Source organism: Pseudomonas sp. LBUM1649, from assembly GCF_059716155.1.
In genome coordinates this window covers 5259853-5277369 of the sequence record NZ_CP166807.1, presented here as the reverse complement: position 1 = coordinate 5277369, position 17517 = coordinate 5259853, and the positions used below count along the sequence as shown (strand labels likewise).

At 51.9% G+C, this 17517-nt stretch carries 15 protein-coding genes and 1 pseudogene; 11 read left to right on the top strand and 5 right to left on the bottom strand.

The features are described from left to right. The first annotated feature begins 31 nt into the window (after positions 1 to 31). Together ACA058_RS24390 and ACA058_RS24385 are read left to right on the top strand one after the other, a co-directional pair. Complete coding sequence (locus ACA058_RS24390; protein WP_497636263.1) at positions 32 to 709, top strand: response regulator; 678 nt, start codon at positions 32 to 34, stop codon at positions 707 to 709. Then, positions 706 to 2049: an ATP-binding protein gene (locus ACA058_RS24385; RefSeq protein WP_497636262.1), complete on the top strand. Its 1344-nt coding sequence runs from the start codon at positions 706 to 708 to the stop codon at positions 2047 to 2049. The genes ACA058_RS24390 and ACA058_RS24385 overlap by 4 nt, the downstream gene beginning before the upstream one ends. 8 nt (positions 2050 to 2057) lie before the next feature. On the opposite strand, the gene ACA058_RS24380 is transcribed toward ACA058_RS24385, so the two are convergent. Then, positions 2058 to 3056 carry an AraC family transcriptional regulator gene (locus ACA058_RS24380; protein WP_497636261.1) on the bottom strand — a complete coding sequence of 333 codons (999 nt, stop codon included), beginning with the start codon at positions 3054 to 3056 and terminating at the stop codon, positions 2058 to 2060. 339 nt (positions 3057 to 3395) lie between these two features. On the opposite strand from ACA058_RS24380, the gene ACA058_RS24375 reads away from it, so the two are divergent. Continuing rightward, on the top strand, positions 3396 to 4730 hold the full coding sequence (locus tag ACA058_RS24375; RefSeq protein ID WP_497636260.1) for a dicarboxylate/amino acid:cation symporter: 1335 nt from the start codon (positions 3396 to 3398) through the stop codon (positions 4728 to 4730). Between the two features lie 143 nt (positions 4731 to 4873). Next, the gene (locus tag ACA058_RS24370) at positions 4874 to 6055 is read left to right on the top strand and encodes a CaiB/BaiF CoA transferase family protein (protein ID WP_497636259.1); all 1182 of its coding nucleotides are present in this window, start codon (positions 4874 to 4876) and stop codon (positions 6053 to 6055) included. Between the two features lie 168 nt (positions 6056 to 6223). Here ACA058_RS24370 and ACA058_RS24365 read toward each other — a convergent pair whose 3' ends face one another. The 3 genes from ACA058_RS24365 to ACA058_RS24355 form a co-directional block, all read right to left on the bottom strand. Continuing rightward, positions 6224 to 7483, bottom strand: a complete 1260-nt coding sequence (locus ACA058_RS24365) for an IS256 family transposase (RefSeq protein WP_497636258.1) — start codon at positions 7481 to 7483, stop codon at positions 6224 to 6226. 73 nt (positions 7484 to 7556) lie between these two features. Beyond that, the gene (locus ACA058_RS24360; protein ID WP_497636257.1) at positions 7557 to 8051 is read right to left on the bottom strand and encodes a SprT family zinc-dependent metalloprotease; all 495 of its coding nucleotides are present in this window, start codon (positions 8049 to 8051) and stop codon (positions 7557 to 7559) included. A 158-nt stretch (positions 8052 to 8209) separates the two neighbouring features. Further along, positions 8210 to 8812 carry a Yip1 family protein gene (locus ACA058_RS24355; RefSeq protein WP_046817737.1) on the bottom strand — a complete coding sequence of 201 codons (603 nt, stop codon included), beginning with the start codon at positions 8810 to 8812 and terminating at the stop codon, positions 8210 to 8212. Positions 8813 to 9092: 280 nt separating this feature from the next. Here ACA058_RS24355 and ACA058_RS24350 point away from each other — a divergent pair. From ACA058_RS24350 to ACA058_RS24330, 5 genes and pseudogenes are all read left to right on the top strand, one after another. Next, positions 9093 to 9221, top strand: a pseudogene (locus tag ACA058_RS24350) (tRNA 2-thiocytidine(32) synthetase TtcA); the annotation flags it as partial. A gap of 314 nt (positions 9222 to 9535) precedes the next feature. Further along, positions 9536 to 10624 (top strand): site-specific integrase, encoded by a 1089-nt coding sequence (locus ACA058_RS24345; RefSeq protein ID WP_497636256.1) that lies wholly within the window; start codon positions 9536 to 9538, stop codon positions 10622 to 10624. Further along, positions 10621 to 12270 (top strand): hypothetical protein, encoded by a 1650-nt coding sequence (locus ACA058_RS24340; RefSeq protein WP_497636255.1) that lies wholly within the window; start codon positions 10621 to 10623, stop codon positions 12268 to 12270. The genes ACA058_RS24345 and ACA058_RS24340 overlap by 4 nt, the downstream gene beginning before the upstream one ends. Next, on the top strand, positions 12260 to 14554 hold the full coding sequence (locus tag ACA058_RS24335) for a hypothetical protein (RefSeq protein WP_497636254.1): 2295 nt from the start codon (positions 12260 to 12262) through the stop codon (positions 14552 to 14554). Before ACA058_RS24340 ends, ACA058_RS24335 begins: the two co-directional genes overlap by 11 nt. A gap of 1 nt (position 14555) precedes the next feature. Then, positions 14556 to 14975 (top strand): hypothetical protein, encoded by a 420-nt coding sequence (locus ACA058_RS24330; RefSeq protein ID WP_497636253.1) that lies wholly within the window; start codon positions 14556 to 14558, stop codon positions 14973 to 14975. Positions 14976 to 15048: 73 nt separating this feature from the next. Here ACA058_RS24330 and ACA058_RS24325 read toward each other — a convergent pair whose 3' ends face one another. Further along, positions 15049 to 15255 (bottom strand): helix-turn-helix domain-containing protein, encoded by a 207-nt coding sequence (locus ACA058_RS24325; protein ID WP_497636252.1) that lies wholly within the window; start codon positions 15253 to 15255, stop codon positions 15049 to 15051. 101 nt (positions 15256 to 15356) lie between these two features. Here ACA058_RS24325 and ACA058_RS24320 point away from each other — a divergent pair, with 101 nt between their 5' ends. Beyond that, the gene (locus ACA058_RS24320) at positions 15357 to 15944 is read left to right on the top strand and encodes a VspR family transcription factor (RefSeq protein ID WP_497636251.1); all 588 of its coding nucleotides are present in this window, start codon (positions 15357 to 15359) and stop codon (positions 15942 to 15944) included. Continuing rightward, a complete protein-coding gene (locus tag ACA058_RS24315; protein WP_497636250.1) occupies positions 15941 to 17341 on the top strand; it encodes a DEAD/DEAH box helicase in 1401 nt (466 codons plus the stop codon). The genes ACA058_RS24320 and ACA058_RS24315 overlap by 4 nt, the downstream gene beginning before the upstream one ends. The last annotated feature ends 176 nt before the right edge of the window (positions 17342 to 17517 follow it).

Genomic DNA, 17517 nt, shown 5'->3' with positions numbered 1-17517 from the left:
CTGGAGTATTTGATTTGCCTGGGAGAGCGACATGAAACTGCTGGTCGTCGAGGATGAAGCGTTGTTGCGTCATCACCTGCAAACCCGCCTGACGGATAGCGGCCATGTGGTCGAGTCCGTGGCCAACGCCGTCGATGCGCTGTATCAGACAGAGCAATTCAACCACGACCTGGCGGTGATCGATCTTGGGTTGCCGGGCATGGGCGGGCTGGATCTGATCCGTCAGTTGCGCTCGCAGGGCAAGACCTTTCCAATCTTGATCCTCACAGCACGCGGTAACTGGCAGGACAAGGTGGAAGGCCTTGCCGCCGGTGCCGACGACTATGTGGTCAAGCCCTTTCAGTTTGAAGAACTGGAGGCTCGGCTGAATGCCTTGTTGCGTCGCTCCAGCGGATTTACCCAGTCAACGATCGTTGCCGGGCCGCTGCTGCTGGACCTCAATCGCAAGCAGGCGTCCCTTGATGAGCAGCCACTGGCATTGACCGCGTATGAATACCGGATTCTAGAGTACTTGATGCGCCATCATCAGCAGGTGGTGCCCAAGGACCGTTTGATGGAGCAGCTTTATCCGGACGATGACGATCGCGATCCGAACGTGATCGAAGTGCTGGTCGGCCGTCTGCGTCGCAAACTCGAAGGTACGTCCGGTTTCAAGCCTATTGAGACGGTGCGTGGCCTGGGCTATCTATTCACTGAGCGTTGCACTTGATCGGTTCTCTTCGCGTTCGCCTGATGCTCGCCGCCACGATCCTGGCGGTATTGTTCATGCTGGCATTGCTGCCGGCGATGCAGGGAGCGTTCAGCCTGGCGCTGCAGGACGCCATCGAGCAGCGACTGGCGTCGGACGTCACCACGTTGATCTCTGCCGCACGGGTCGAGAACAACCGCTTGCTGATGCCGGAACAGTTGCCCGATGAGCGCTTTAACCTGGCCGATGGCAATTTGCTCGGTTACATCTATAACCGCGAAGGCCAGTTGGTGTGGCGCTCGAAAGACACCTTGGACGAGAACATCAATTACAAGCCGCGTTACGACGGCCGCGGTAATGAATTCGCCAGGATTCGCCAGGACAATGGCCGGGAATTCTTCGTCTATGACGTCGAGGTCAAACTGCTCGGCGGCAAAAGTGCGGCGTTCAGCTTCGTCGCGTTGCAACCGGCGCGTGAATACGATGCCACGCTCGGCGGCCTGCGGGACAACCTGTACCTGGGTTTCGGCGCGGCGTTGCTGGTGCTTTTGGCATTGCTGTGGGTCGGCTTGACCTGGGGTTTGCAGGCATTGCGCCGGCTGAGCCAGGAACTGGACGAGATCGAAAGCGGCACCCGCGAAAGCCTGAGCGAACAACACCCGCGTGAACTGCTGCGCCTGACCGGCTCTCTCAACCGCCTGCTGCACAGCGAGCGCGAACAGCGTAGCCGTTATCGCGATTCCCTCGACGACTTGGCTCACAGCCTGAAAACCCCATTGGCGGTATTGCAGGGTGTCAGCGAAGGCATGGCGCAACGCCCCGAGGACCGGGATCAGGCCTGGGTGCTGCAGACCCAGATCGAGCGCATGAGCCAGCAGATCAGTTACCAACTGCAACGCGCCAGCCTGCGCAAAAGCGGTCTGGTGCGCCATAAGGTACGCCTGCAGCCCGTATTGCAGAGCCTTTGCGATACGCTGGACAAGGTCTATCGCGACAAGCGGGTGCAGGTTACCTTCGATTTGCCGGAGCAGTGTCTGGTCCCTATCGAGCAGGGCGCCTTGCTGGAAATGTTGGGCAATCTGCTGGAAAACGCTTATCGACTGTGCCTGAGCGAAGTGCGCATCAGCGTGCGCACCCTCAATGGTATCGAGATATGCGTAGAAGACGATGGTCCAGGCGTCCCGCTCGATCAGCGCACGCGGATCCTGCAGCGCGGTGAACGCCTGGACCGCCAGCATCCAGGACAGGGTATTGGCCTGGCGGTAGTCAAGGACATCATCGAAAGCTATAGCGCAAAACTCACCCTGGGCGACTCGCCCCTGGGCGGCGCGGCCTTCCGTATTCATTTTCCGCTGGTGTGATCTTGAACTCAGTTTTCCCGAGCCCGATAAGCCCCCGGCGTCAGCCCGGTCCACTTCTTGAATGCCCGATGAAACGCCGATGGCTCGGAAAACCCCAATTGCTCGGCGATCTGTTGCAAGGGCAAGTCGTTGCGGCCCAGGTGATAAATGGCGATGTCGCGGCGTAGTTGGTCCTTCAGTTCCTGAAAACTGGTGTTTTCTTCACGCAGATGCCGGCGTAGCGTTTGCGGGCTGATATGCAAGTGCGCAGCCACGGCCTCCAGGTCCGGCCAGGGGGAGCGGTCGCGACTGAGCAAGCGTCGCAACTGGCTGCTCAGGCTGTGGCCGTCATCCGGGCGCGATAACAGATCGGCAGGCGAGCGTTCAAGGAACTGCTTGAGCGTGCGTTCGTCTTGCAGCAGCGGCATATTCAGGTAGCGGCCGTGAAACAGCAGGCTGCTCTGTTGTGCCGAAAACTCGAGCGGGCACGAGAACAGCAACTCGTATTCGGCGCCATGTTCCGGTCGCGTGTAGCTGAACGTGGCGTGCTCCAGTCGAATTCGCTGGCCGATCAACCAGCTGGCGAAGCGATGCCAGATCACCAATAGACTCTCGGTGAGGAAATGTTCCGGGTCCCAGAGCTGCGAATCGTCCAGGCTCAGGCGAATCATTTCGTCTTCGCGCGCCAGCGTTAGACGCGGGGCGTCCGGGAATAGGCAATAAAACATTAATCCGCGGTGCAGTGCCTTATCCAGATTGCGGCAATGGATCACGGCATGACACATCATCGCAAAGCTGCCTGGCTTGCTGACCCCTTGCCCGAAACCCAGGTACTCATCGTCCAGTGCCAGCCACAGCGCCTGGATCAGATGGGTGAATTGTTCTGGAGGGATGCGCGCCCGAGGCTCGTCGAGCAACTCGGGGCTGATCCCCAATTGCTGCAACAGTCTCGAGTAATCGTAGCCACGCCGTTGCGCGCCACCGAGGGCGGCACGGGCGAAATGACTGGCGATGGTGCGTTCGCGCATAGCAGGCAAGTCCGTCCATTGAGCGACGGATGGTAGCTGTGATTTCTACGGATGAACAAGGCGGATATCCGCCAGATTACAGGGCGTGATTAGACGAGTGGGCGGAAATCCGCCACTGCGCAAACACTGAGCGGTGACATGGAAAAACCTGCGGCCCTTGATGGCATAAGGCTTACAGGCTTTTCGTACAAGGTGGCACGGGCCTTGCGATAGAACCTGCAGATGCCTGCCGTCGCGCAGCTCGAAAAAACAAATCCCTCCAGTGCAGGAGGGTTCGCAATTGAGGTGAGGTGGGCAACAGTTGGATGTTGTCGCCGCGCACTCTTGAGGAACTTTGCAATGACGACTCGTCAGCCACTGTACAAATCCCTGTATTTCCAGGTGATCGTTGCAATTGTCATCGGTATTTTACTCGGTCACTACTATCCACAGCTCGGTGTGGCCGTAAAACCGCTGGGTGACGGGTTTATCAAGCTGATCAAGATGATCATCGCGCCGATCATCTTCTGCACCGTCGTCAGCGGTATCGCTGGCATGCAGGACATGAAGTCGGTCGGCAAGACCGGCGGTTACGCACTGCTGTACTTCGAAATCGTTTCGACCATCGCCTTGCTGGTCGGCCTGGTGGTGGTCAACATCGTGCAGCCGGGCGCCGGCATGCACATCGACGTGTCCACGCTGGATGCCTCCAAAGTGGCTGCCTATGTCTCGGCCGGTGCTGATCAAAGCGTCGTCGGCTTCCTCCTCAACGTGATCCCGTCCACCATCGTCGGTGCGTTCGCCACCGGTGACATTCTGCAAGTGCTGATGTTCTCAGTGATCTTCGGTTTCGCCCTGCATCGCCTGGGTGCCTACGGCAAGCCGTTGCTGGACTTCATCGATCGCTTCGCTCACGTGATGTTCAACATCATCAACATGATCATGAAGCTCGCGCCAATCGGTGCCTTCGGTGCCATGGCCTTCACCATCGGTGCGTACGGTGTCGGCTCGCTGGTGCAACTGGGTCAGTTGATGGCCTGCTTCTACATCACCTGCCTGCTGTTCATCCTGATCGTGCTGGGCGGTATCGCCCGCGCTCACGGCTTCAGCGTGTTGAAACTGATCCGCTACATCCGTGAAGAACTGCTGATCGTGCTGGGTACTTCCTCTTCGGAGTCGGTGCTGCCGCGCATGCTGATCAAGATGGAGCGTTTGGGTGCGCAGAAGTCCGTGGTAGGCCTGGTGATCCCGACCGGCTACTCGTTCAACCTCGACGGTACTGCGATCTACCTGACCATGGCGGCCGTGTTCATTGCCCAGGCTACCGACACCCAAATGGACATCACGCACCAGATCACCTTGCTGGTGGTGCTGCTGCTGTCTTCCAAGGGCGCTGCGGGCGTGACCGGTTCGGGCTTCATCGTACTGGCGGCAACCCTGTCCGCCGTAGGCCACCTGCCGGTTGCCGGCCTGGCGCTGATCCTGGGTATCGACCGTTTCATGTCCGAAGCCCGCGCACTGACCAACCTGGTCGGTAACGCCGTTGCCACCATCGTTGTAGCCAAGTGGGTCAAGGAACTGGACACCGATGTGCTGCAAGCCGAGCTGGCGTCTGGCGGTCGCGGCATTGCCGACGAGCCTAAAGACGATGTTCTGGGCCACGTCGACGGGGTAATCCCGACTAGCGCCAAGTAAGCCTTGTTGTAATCAAAAACCCGCTTCGGCGGGTTTTTTCTTACCCGGGATTTGAGCGCAACGGTCATTGCATGTGGCGCATAAGGTGATTGCTGCAAAGCGCTTGGCTGCCTAGGCTGGGGCATCATCCAGGGAGAACTCTCATGCTCGGTCCACTGGCATCACTCAAGGTTCTGGATTTCTCGACACTGCTGCCGGGGCCGTTCGCTTCGCTGCTACTGGCCGATATGGGCGCCGAGGTGCTGCGCATCGAATCACCCGCCCGCATCGACCTCTTGCGCGTTCTGCCACCCCACGACCGGGGCGTATCGGCCAGCCATGCCTATCTGCATCGCAACAAGCGCAGCCTGGCGCTGGACCTCAAGCAGCCGCAAGCGCTGGAAGTGATCAAATCCCTACTCGAGGACCATGACATCGTGCTGGAACAATTCCGCCCCGGTGTCATGGAGCGATTGGGGCTGGGCTATGAAGCCTTGAAAGCGATCAATCCCCGGCTGATCTATGTCTCGATCACCGGTTACGGCCAGACCGGCCCCTACAAGGACCGCGCCGGCCATGACATCAACTACCTGGCGCTGGCCGGGCTTTCGAGCTACACCGGTCGCACCGACGGTGGGCCGCTGCCGTTGGGCATGCAGGTGGCCGACATCGCCGGAGGCTCGCTGCACGGGGTCATCGGCCTGCTGGCCGCCGTGATCGCTCGACAGCAAACCGGGCAGGGTCAGCATCTGGACGTGAGCATGACCGATTGCGCGTTCAGCCTGAACGCCATGGCGGGTGCGGGATACCTGGCCTGTGGTGTCGAGCCGGGTCGCGAAGATCAGATGCTCAATGGCGGCAGCTTCTATGACTATTACCGCTCCCAGGATGGGCGCTGGATGTCGGTGGGCAGCCTGGAGCCGGAGTTCATGAAACGGTTGTGTGCGGCGCTGGGGCTGGAGGAGTGGGCGAGCCTGGGGTTATCTGCGCAACCTGCACAGCAACGCAAGCTCAAGGAAGCGCTGAAAACTGAGTTCGAAAAGCATGATTTTGCCGAGCTGTGTGCGCTGTTCGCCGAGCTTGATGCGTGTGTCGAGCCGGTATTGAGTCTGGGGGAGGCGGTGAAGCATCCGCAGTTGCAGGCACGGAAACTGGTGACTGAAGTGCCGCGGGGGGATGGTTCGACCCAGGCGCAGATGGCTTGCCCGTTGAAGTTTTCGCAAGGTTTGCCTGAGCCTCGGCATATTGGCGCGGCGCTGGGGCAGCATACCGATCAAGTGTTGGGGGAGTTGGGGTTTGGCGTTGAGCGGATTGAGGAATTGCGGCGTACCAAAGTGATTCTCTAGTGCCTGTCAGGCCGCCATCGCCAGCAGGCTGGCTCCCACAATGGATCTGTGGCGTATCGATGATCCCCTGTGGGAACCAGCCTGCTGGCGAAGAGGTCGACCCAGACGAGAGTGTCAGATTTTTTGTGTGCGGGCCGGTAACAGCCTGCCGTAAGGCAGGCCTTCATTTCACCAAGTTGGCCTGATGAATCGATCTCCGTACAAAACCGCGAACTGATTCATTGCGTTCTTCCAGTCATGGGCCGGACTGCCCCAATTGGCGGTGATATTTTGCAGTGCCAGCCAGATCAGCTTTGTCGCCGCATCATCGGTTGGAAAATGTCCTCTTGTCTTGATGATCTTGCGCAACTGAGCATTGATGCTCTCGATGGCGTTGGTGGTGTAGATCACTTTTCGTATGGCTGGCGGGAAGATGAAAAACGGGATGACTCGGTCCCAGGCACGCCTCCAGGCAGCAGCCACCGTTGGATATTGTTTACCCCAAGGTCCAGATTCGAAGGCATCTAAAGCCTGCTCGGCAACTTCAGCGTTGAGTGCTTGATAAATCGGCTTCAGGGCTTTGGCCAGTTCGCGACGTTTATCCCAGGCCGCGTAATCAAGGCTGTTACGGATCAAGTGGACGATGCAGGTCTGCAGCGTCGTCTGAGGGAACACCGCACTCAAGGCTTCTGGCATGCCTTTGAGTCCGTCAGTGACAGCGATCAAAACGTCTTCGACGCCTCGAGTCTTGAGGTCATTGAAAACCTTCATCCAGAACTTGGCACCCTCGGTCGTTTCAATCCAGATGCCCAGAATATCTCGTGTACCGTCCGGCAATACGCCCAGGGCTAAGTAAATGGCCTTGTTGCGAACCACCCCCTCGTCACGGATTTTGACCCGCAGAGCATCGAAGAAAATGACTGGGTACATGGGTTCAAGTGGTCGCTGCTGCCAAGCACTGACCTCTTCCAGAACTGCATCGGTGACTGAGCTGATGAAGTCATGGGAGACATCTGTGCCGTATTGCTCCGATAGAAATGCACGAATCTCGCGCACGCGCATGCCGCGTGCATACATGGCAATAATCTTGTCATCGAAGCCGGTAAAGCGGCGCTCGTGCTTGGGGATCAGAATCGGAGCAAAGCTGCCATCGCGGTCTCTGGGGATGTCCAGGCGAAGCGGGCCGTCATCGGTCAGCACGGTCTTGCCGCTCTTACCATTACGCTGGTTGCTCGACTCCTCAGGGCGCTGCGCGCCCTGAGGGTAGCCAAGGTGGTGGCCGAGTTCGGCTCCCAAGGCTCGTTCAATCAGCGCCTTTTTGAACGCCATCGAAGCGTCCTGAATGGCTTCGGCACTCATCGGACCGTTCACGAACTGGTCGATCAGCTCTTTTGGAATGGATGGAAGGTCACGCTGGGCCTCGCGGGCCGGTTTCTTTTTGGTCGGCATACATGCACCTCTTCAACATGTTATGCCCGAACACAAAATTTATGACAGTCCCACCCAGACACCACAAATCTCACTACTCGATGCGCAATTCCCCACTGAACACCAAGGTGTTGCGACACCGCCGACACAAATATCGCCGCCCCTGTCTCACCAAACCATGACGTTGCGGCGAGAACGGGAAATCGCTGTCGGCGCACGGGCACTTGTAGATGTAGCGGGTCACGCTACGGCGCTTGACGTCGTAGGTGTGGCAGCGGTTGGGTGGCAATTCGTACACACCGCGCATGATCAGTTGCCACTCTTCGCCATGGGGCTGGATGCGGTCACCGAACAGTTGATGGGCGATCAGGTGCGCGACCTCGTGGGCGACGGTCTGCTTGAGAAAATCTTCGGTGTTTTCACGATACAACTGCGGATTGAAGCGCAGCAGGTTCTCGTGCAGGTGCGCGACACCGGCTTTCTGCCCACGCAGCTTGAAACTCACCACCGGACGTTTGAAAGGTCGTTTGAAAAAGGATTCGGCTTGTTGGAAACAGTCTTCGACGCGGTTATTGAGTTGCTCGGGCATGCTTGATGGATCTCCAGAGCAGTCGAGTATGCCGCAAGCCAGGGGCCTTGCGAATCTGCGAAGTGTCGAATGGTCTTCGGCGCTCTTTGTGCCTGAGCATTAAAAGGCCGCCTTGCGGCGGCCTGTGTCGGCAGATCTGATTTTTTTGTGGTGAGCTGTTAATTGGTATAGACCGGCCCCACGCCGAGTCCCCAGACAATCACGGTGAACGCCATGATGGCTACCAGCACCACCAGGCCTACGGCGAGCACCGAACTTGAAAACAGAAAGCCCTCGTCAGATGGAATGTTCATGAATGTTGGCAGTCCCACATACAGCAGGTACACCGTGTAGCAGATGGCCGCCGTGCCGACGACCATCCCCAGCCACAAGTGCGGGTACAAGGCCGCGAGGCCGCCGACGAACAGCGGCGTAGCGGTATAGGTTGCGAACGCAATGCAGCGTGCGAGGCTCGGATTGGCGTCATAGGTGCGGGCCATCCAGTGGATGAACGCGCCCATCACCGCTACCCCGCCGAGCATCGCCAGGTACGACATGACTGTCATCCATAGTGCGCTTTCCACGGTCAGCATCACCGGCGGGCGATTGCCGATGACCCAGCCCACCTGCGTGGTCCCGATAAATGCCGATACCGCAGGTATCGCCGCCAGGATCAGCGTATGGGTCAGGTACATGTGGCTGATACTTTCTTCCTGATCGCCACGAATCTCTTTCCATTCTTGGTCAGGGTGGGTGAAGAGCCCCACTACGTGATGGATCATGCCAGTCACTCCTCTTGTTTTTACCGTCGCCCCCCAGTGGAGCGCCCTACGGGCCAATGTGGCCAAGTAAGTAGTAGGTCTGTATGTGAATGCGACCTTATGACGCAGTATAGGAAGGACTTAACCCTACAGGGGGTAGGTCTTAGAGCAAATTGCGCTGTAAAGCCCGGACTTAATCGCACTTACGTCTGTAGGGGCGGCGATCCGTCGGGGCACTTCGCCCCTGAAGGGTTTTTGCGTAAAATGCCGGCCTTTCGTCACACCTCACGGATTTCGCGTCATGGGCACTCTTACGGTCAACCAGAACAAACTGCAAAAGCGCCTTCGCCGACAGGCCGGTGAGGCGGTCGCCGATTTCAACATGATCGAAGACGGTGACAAGGTCATGGTCTGCCTCTCCGGCGGCAAGATATAAGCAACAAATATTTTGTAATGCAGAAAATTCTATAGACCTTCTCTTTAAGCCTCGCTTTAAAGCACCCACGTCCCCTTCACATTTGACAAAGCTCGTTTCCCGACTAGTCTGTTTGTAAGCTAGTTATTGGACGAACTATTTTGTCAATCATGAAGCTTAAACGATACCAATTCAATTCCTTGCCATTCGTGACCATAGTAGATGACGCGGATTGCCCTATCGATCCTTATGTTTCGTGCTATCTCAATGGCCCGTTGGCTGCTAATGCGCCTAATACGAGATTTAGATACGCGAATGAGTTGTTGTTCGTGTTGCAGTACTTTTCTGAAAAAAATATCAACCTACCCGCACGGGTTGCATCGGGAAAGTTGATTTCGCAGAAAGAATACATGCAGTTTTATGATAAGTGCTGTTTGAGCAAAGGAGCATTTGATGCAGCTTCAAATGTAAAACACTTTAGGGTAAATGATAAGCACCTGCGAAACGTTATAGTCTCCAATCAGAAAGGTATGGCGAAGGTATCTAACGAGACTTTGCTAGGTCGCGTCAGGCGTCTTAGGTGTTTTCTTGAATGGCTATTTGAACAGTTTCACGAAGTGCATGACGTTGACGAGGTTGTAGGGGAGCAATTCAATAAGCTGATTGCTAAAATTAAACTCGATGAAGATGGGCTTGGAAGAAATAGAAGTCAACAAGTTAGTGGTGCTGAGGAGTCGGTCCTTTCAAATGAGGTTTTTCTGAAGTTGCTCGATTTAATAATGCCTTCTTCTCCCAATAATCCATTCAAAGCATCAAGGGTCAGAAATTATCTCATCGTCAATTTACTAGCACAAAGCGGCATTAGAAGAGGCGCGTTAGGGAAGTTAAAAATTTCAGATTTCAATTTCTATGGCACTTTCGACCAGATATCTATCTATAGGTCTGGGAACGATTCAACAGATCCACGCGCTGAAAAACCCAATCAAAAAACAAAAGCGCACTTGGCTACGGTTGATAAAAATATAATGCATCAAGTTAAGTTTTATATTGATCACGTTCGTACAGCATTTACTCGTGCCCAATATCATGACTTCTTGTTTGTTAGCGAAAATGATTCAAAAGGTACAGCGGGTCAACCGCTGTCCTTGAAATCAATAAATTCAATCTTCCAGAAAATATCTACAACGCTGGGGGTTCATGTACATCCTCATATGTTGCGTCACAAATGGAATGAAATATTTGATGAAAAGGGGGAGCGGTGTGGTATCGATCCTACTCTTCTTGAGGATATTAGAAAGTATGCTATGGGTTGGTCGCAAAATACAACCATGAATAATGTTTATAATGAAAAGCGACTTGCATTGAAGGCGAGGGAGTTATCAATAGCACACCAGCATAAAGTAGATCAAAAAAAATGATTCGATACAAAAAACAGGAAGGAGCAAAAGCTAGCAAACAAAAAGCTTCTTTGATTACGGCTAAATCTGGCCTGTTGGTAAATACTGCAGATGACGTATGGGTAATACTCCCAAATAATGGAAAAGGACATAGCCTTTACGTAGGATGGGTACACTCATCGGGTATGCCAGATGATGAAAAAAATTTGATTTTGGATGTTTTTGTATATTACGTCCGAACCAAGGCTGCCAGCACAGCGTCCGGCATAAATACTAATGTGAAGCCATTTATGTCAGGTGGAATTCCTTCGTTAGACAGAATAAAGGCAATTTGGAGTGGGATTAAAACAAACCAAAAGAAGGGGCTTAATCAATTTTTTGGAACACTCTTCAAGCAAGGCTATAAGAGGTTTAAAGAATTTCATTCGTTTACTTCCATGCACTTGGATAAACTGCGTGTAAATGCACTTGATTCTTCCAGCGGGGCGTTAAGTGATAGTGAGTTTGATTCATTGGCTAAGCAAATTAATGTTGGACTTCAAGAGTTTAAATGGACCGATGATCGAGAGCTTCTCTTTTATCAGTCAAGGCTCTATGGTCGCCTTAGAAATTTAGTGACTAACAAATTATTGCTTTCAGTTGTACGGAGGCCGATTCAAATTGCTCTTATGAAATGGTCCGACTTGATTCCTTTAGGTGCAAGTTTTAATGATGCAGGAATCCGTGCTGCGGATGAAATTGGTGCTATGGGCGGACTAGCACTCCAGTTAAGAGTGTTCATCGCAAAGTCTACGGGAATGAGCTTCTCGAGGGAGTGCCCCGAGCGCTATCCTATCTATATTTCCGATGATCTTTCAAAAATGCTTATAGAATATAAGAGAGTAATGTTGGAAGGGCTAGCGATGTTAATGCAGTCATTGGAAGTCAAAGTGGACAAGTCCGAGCTATTGTATTTAATGACTGATATGCCTATGTTTCCTCATACTAGTCTTTTTGAAATACGTTTTAAGTCTATCGATGTTTTGAAAAGCCTTTTTACATCACGTTCTACGGCCTACCACGTTTCGGAGGGGGCTGTTACGAACGCAATGAGATGGGTTTCGGTAACCTCTGATCGAACTGCAGATTGCATGGTCACTTCCAATAGAATTCGTCATACCGTATTAACTCGTGGCGCTCAAGATGGTTTGTCCGCTGCTCAGTTGGCAAAAATAACTGGTGTTACTGTGCCAGCTGCAAGGCACTATATAGACTTGGACTACAAATCCAGGCGGGAAATTGACTCCAAATATATCGGAAATGATTTTCTGAAGAAGGCATTCAGCAGTAATGTAACGGTAGGTTCGGCAGACGACGAAACTATATTTGACAATAAATTCAATCCTATTGGCAGCCCTCGAAACAAGCGTTCATGTACTACTTGCTCAACAATAATGGGGAGACCATTGGGGTGCTATGGGTGCCCAAATTTTCGCCCAATGCTTGAAGCCGATCACAGGTCAGTGTTAGAGCTCGCGGAGAATAAGCTTGCGGTAAATCTCAGTTCCTTAATCAATCCTCTTCACGCCCGAAGCATTGAAAAGTTGGAGCGACAAATTGCTTGGGTAAAACTGACAATAGCCGTTTGCGATGAAAACCTTCCAAGGCAGAGCGCAATTGAAGATTAACAAGTACTTTGATCGGTTAGAGTCGTTAATCGATTCATATCGTGACGCCGAACTAAAACAATTTGAAGGGCTTGGTGGTAATGCCGAGTTCGATGATCTGATTTGGTACCACATTGACCCTAATACCGGCCGCCGAACTAGGTATCTATGCGGAGTTCATGGGCGTAAGGGAAAGGGTAACGCCGGTAATCTACCCACAGATGCGCTTCCTTACCCCTATAGTCATCTGATAAAAGTGTGGGTAATCGAAGTAACAAATACACATTTATCTGCCAGCGAAAAAAAAGCTCAAACGTCCGCAGCTAGAAAGCTATTGTCATTTATGGAGGGGGATCTCTATACCCAATCAGAATCTACAATTCGCAGACTTAATTTAGGAGTAAGATCTGCCGACCGTCTACGCCCGTTTCTCGATTTTTGCGCTAAGAAAGGAGTGATGCGAAAGATTGACTTAAAGGGAAGTGATGATAGAGACAGAACTGGGCATGCTTCCGTAGATCACGCGTTGGAGAAATTGCCGGATATCACGACAGTTCTCGCTCTGGGCAATATATTCTCATGTGTGTTTGAACATGTGGATGAATGTGGATCGCTTCTCCCTGGTGAGAACATTATAATGCATGATGCCTTGGTTGTTACGTTTACCACATTATCCCTGGCGTCACCTAATCGTACTTCTGCGGAGATACCGCTCCTTCCTAAACAAAAGCTTAACTGCCACTCCGAAGGAGATGGGGTACCAGTCTACTATCTCGATTGGATTGGAAGCAAAGGATATAGGAACAATAAAAATCATGTACTTTCGGCGCTAGCTGAACCAATCACAAAAGCTACGAATTTCTTTTTTAAGACATGTGAACCGGCAAGAGTGTTATGTAGGTACTACGAAAAGCCTAACCAAAGCTTGAGCCGACTGCTCGGAGAGCTCGAAATTGCGCCAGACCTAAAGCAAAATTTATCTTTGACCCAGCGACCCAATCTTTTCATTTTGGGTTATGCGTTAGGGTTTTATGGAGTTGATCAATGCGTTCCGGTACTGAAGGAAGGTGTTGATCTGACTTCCATTTACCGGACTAAAAAAAGTCAATGCTTTGAAATGAAACCAATTTGGTCTTTGCGGTCTGAAGACCGGTTATCTGTATCATATACTGATTCTGCTTCTTTATCAGCGCTACCACAATTGTTCGGTTACTCTAATATGCCTAGGGTATTTTTCGATAAAATCACTGTCACAGTCGAAGAGGTTCAAAACTGGTGGATTTCCTTTTACAAGGAAAATATTCTTCCAGAGTTTCCACTTTCGTTTTCTAGCGGCGAGTCAAGTATCAATATAAAAAATGCAATGTTTTGCTGCTTGGGAAGCTGGCTTTATGGGAAAACATCGAAAGGAGGCACCGGTGGGAAAATATTTCAAAAGTCGAAGTATTCAGTAGTACCGCTCGCATCTCTAGGGAGCTCGGTGTCATCTCGAATTGGCCTTAATCCAAAAATAAAGTCAATTTTTCAAAGTTACGGATTTTCCTCAGATTTAACGCTGTCCCCGCATAGTTTGCGACACTTGTCCAATACCCTCGCGGATTTAAGTCATATCCCGGTAGAAATAATAACTGCTTGGTCTGGTAGAAAGAATTCTGAGCAAACTCATACTTATATCCATACGGGCGACGACGAGAAGGCAGGCCGAGTGAGTGCGATAATGAATCCACCCGATATCGACAAGCGTAATATTAGGGTTGTCTCTCAAGAGCAGCTTACTAAAGCTACAAATCTGCCGGCGTCGCTTACTTCTACGGGGGTTTGTACTCAAAATCTAAATGTGACTCCATGCAATTATTTGAATGATTTCGTCTCCCAGTGCTTTCTATGTCCAGAGACTTGTCACGTTGCCGGCGATGTAAATGCTATAGAGTTGTTTGAGAAAGATTTATCATTTCAAGTTGTGAGGTTAGAGTCCGTGGCAGCGGATCCTCGTCTACCCTCATCTCAGGCAATGAAAAAATGGTATGTTATTCATTCTCGAAATGTTCATGTTCTTTCAATGTTGATTGATCTGATGAAAAGTTGTTCCGCAGGTATGACAATTCGTTACTCAAACAAAGACTCTGAATTCAATTTAATCGATTTAGATACGATGGTCATAAAAAGGGTTGCGTGTGCCCTCCCAAATTTTGAGGCACGCCTGAAAAGTTTGATTGAAGATGAAGGTATGAACGCTACGGCAGATACCAATCCTAAGCTACGCTCTCTTTTTTCGTCTTTCGGACTGTCCGATAAGGAGGTATGACGTGGTGGAACCAAAAATATCTGCCCAGGCGCAACGTAAGATAGAGATTATGCTGACCAAGTGGACAGGTAAGCTTACTTGGGACGCGCTAGTGATAAAGGTTGAGCTTGAACTCGCAATAAAAACTACAAGACAAACTCTATGCACTTATGTAGGTATAAATACATCGTACAAAAACAAAAAAGCGCAACTTCGGGGTGTATCACCTTCGCTCTATACAAAAATCACGACTTCTGATGTGAAGTTGGATAAACAGATAGAGCACTTAAAGGCTGAGGTTGAGGTGCTAAAAAAAAATAATGCTGAGCAATTACGAATGATTGAAAGAATGCTTTTGAATGCGAATGATATTCCAAATCTAGATCTCTATGCTTTAGTTAAGAGGAGGCCTGAGGAAATACAAGTGTCTAAGAAGTCCTAGACAACAGGGGTGATTCAGTTTTATGCAGCGGTTAAGTGTTGTGTCGTCTAACATATTATCTTTTAAATATTTTCTACGGTAATAGGTCTGCTGGGCCACACTCCAGGCTTTCGGCAATTTGGTATAGCTTTTCGACCGTAATATTGACTTCGCCCCGCTCAATTCGGCCCATGTAGCTTCGGTCTACTTGGCAAATCAGAGCGAAAACGTCCTGCGATAGACCTTTCGATTTTCTCGCTTGCCTGATCTTTTTTCCCAATTCTTTCGCCAGATTCCCCATAGCCGCCTCGACACACATGAGGAAGGACTATCGAGTGTTTGCGGATGAATCGGCCACGGACTATAATCCGCATTTTTTTTAAAGATCATTGAGGTGCCTGCATGAAACAAGATTTATTCGAATTCGACAGGCAGCTCCATTCTTTGCTTTGCCAGCATTTTTCTGAGGAATTCACGACCCGTCAGTTGAGAGACGCGTATGCAGCTCTCCTTCCTCCCTCAAGCTTTCGGCTCGCGGATGTGCGTGTTTATGTTTATGAACAGATCCGTAGGCTAATTCGCGTTGGCTGGGCGGAGACGACAGAGCAGCGCCAGAAGCGGGGGCAAGTGTTTCGTTTGTTGGATATGCCGCAACGGCTGCAGCTCGTACTGGTAGATGGGAACTTCTCCAAGAGCGTCGATTCGCTGGATGTTCTCGCAGATGAGGGAAGAGAAAGACCATGCCGTTCGTCTAACCCAATGGACGAGCAAGACGACCAAGCCCGCCTTCAAGTGATGCTGAAGGAGACCCGGCTTGATCTGCTCTCATCCTTGGGCGAGACCGAGCGCTACAAGCAGTTGTTTGAGGAGATCCCACATCTGAAGGGGCGTCTTGAAGGGGTATATCTAGAAGTTCGCGACAGGAGCTCAAAGCTCCTTGGTCACGTTCGTGCAATCGAGAATACGCTTAAGGCGATTTCTGCCGCATGAACACCACTCTCAGGGTATGGCAACACGACTGCATTACGTTGGCGCTGCAGCATTACATCCAGCAACCTCATTTTTTTTGCCAAGCAACTCCCGGTGCCGGCAAGACGAAAATGGCAGCGGAGTTGGCCAGGCAATTGCTGCAGCAAGACAAGATAGATCTGATCCTCTGCTTTGCGCCGTCACGGCAGACAATGGATGGTTTTCAAAGAACGTTCTCCGCGGTTATCGGGAGGCGCCTGGATGGCTTGATCGGTGCCGTCGGTGCTGCTTGCACGTATCAAGGTATGGAATTTCGAGACGCAGCATTCTGGAGACTCTTCGACGACTATAGGGTGCTCGCAGTTTTTGATGAAATCCATCACTGCGCCGGTCATGACTTACTGTTGAGCAATGCTTGGGGTCAGCAAATTGTCCAGAGGATTCAAGATCGAGCCACCTTCACCCTTGCCCTCTCGGGGACTCCCTGGAGATCTGACCACAAAGCAATAGCGCTTGCTCGATATTCTCAACCAGATGGGATGTTGATCTGTGATTACCGGTATGGCTTGCAGGAGGCAATCGCTGACGGCGTGTGCCGGTCGCCGCGCATCGTCGTATTGGATAACAGCATGGTGAGGTTAACTGAAACGCTCTCCTCGGAAGGCACCGTTACGACGTTTTCGAGTATCGCCAGGCTACTTTCCGAGTCACCCGTGTCCTATGAGGATTTGCTGTTTCACGACGATATTCTGCGGCAGATTCTGTTGCTGGGGTGTACTAAGTTGCGCGAAATTCGCGAGCGACACCCCGAAGCGGGGGGGCTCGTGGTTGCGACAAACATTGAGCATGCTCATCGTATAGCTGACCTTATGCGTGCTCAAGGCGAGGTTTGTCAGGTAGTGACTAATAAGACGCCAAACGCACAGCAGGTCATCAATGATTTTCGAAATGGTGGCTGCACTTGGATTATTGCGGTTGGCATGATCAGCGAGGGAACGGACATACCCAGGCTGCAGGTTTGTTGCCATCTGAGTCGTATACGTACCGAATTACACTATCGCCAGGTGTTGGGCAGAATTCTCAGGCGCTCAAGCAATGCGGACGATAAAGCTTGGCTGTATGTGCTCGCGGAACCGGCGCTCCAGCAGTATTCGGAGCGTTTGGCCGATGATTTGCCCGATGATCATGCCGTACTGAGTGTCGTGCGAGCTTCGGAGTTTGAATGTCACGACCAGATTGAAGACCAACCAGCAGATCCTAGCGGCATCGAGATCGCCATCTTAGGAAGCTCAACGGGTGGAGCTGTTTCCCGAATGGGTAGCGACCACGCAATTTCGATTATCGGCTCATCCGAACCCGCATTGTATGAACTCAATTTTTCTCAGCACTACCGAACTCAGCTTCTGAGCGTGTATTGAGAGCATGAGCTCATTAGCGTGGTTGTGGTTGGAAAGGTTCAGCTTCGGCTTCACAGTTCACCGACCCAGCGGACACAAAATGCCGGCTCCCTAAAGTTAATTTTGGTAGTGGCAGCACTGCGTTGGTGCCAATGCGAGAAACCTCTTGTGCGGAAACAGAAAAACAGACGTAAGAA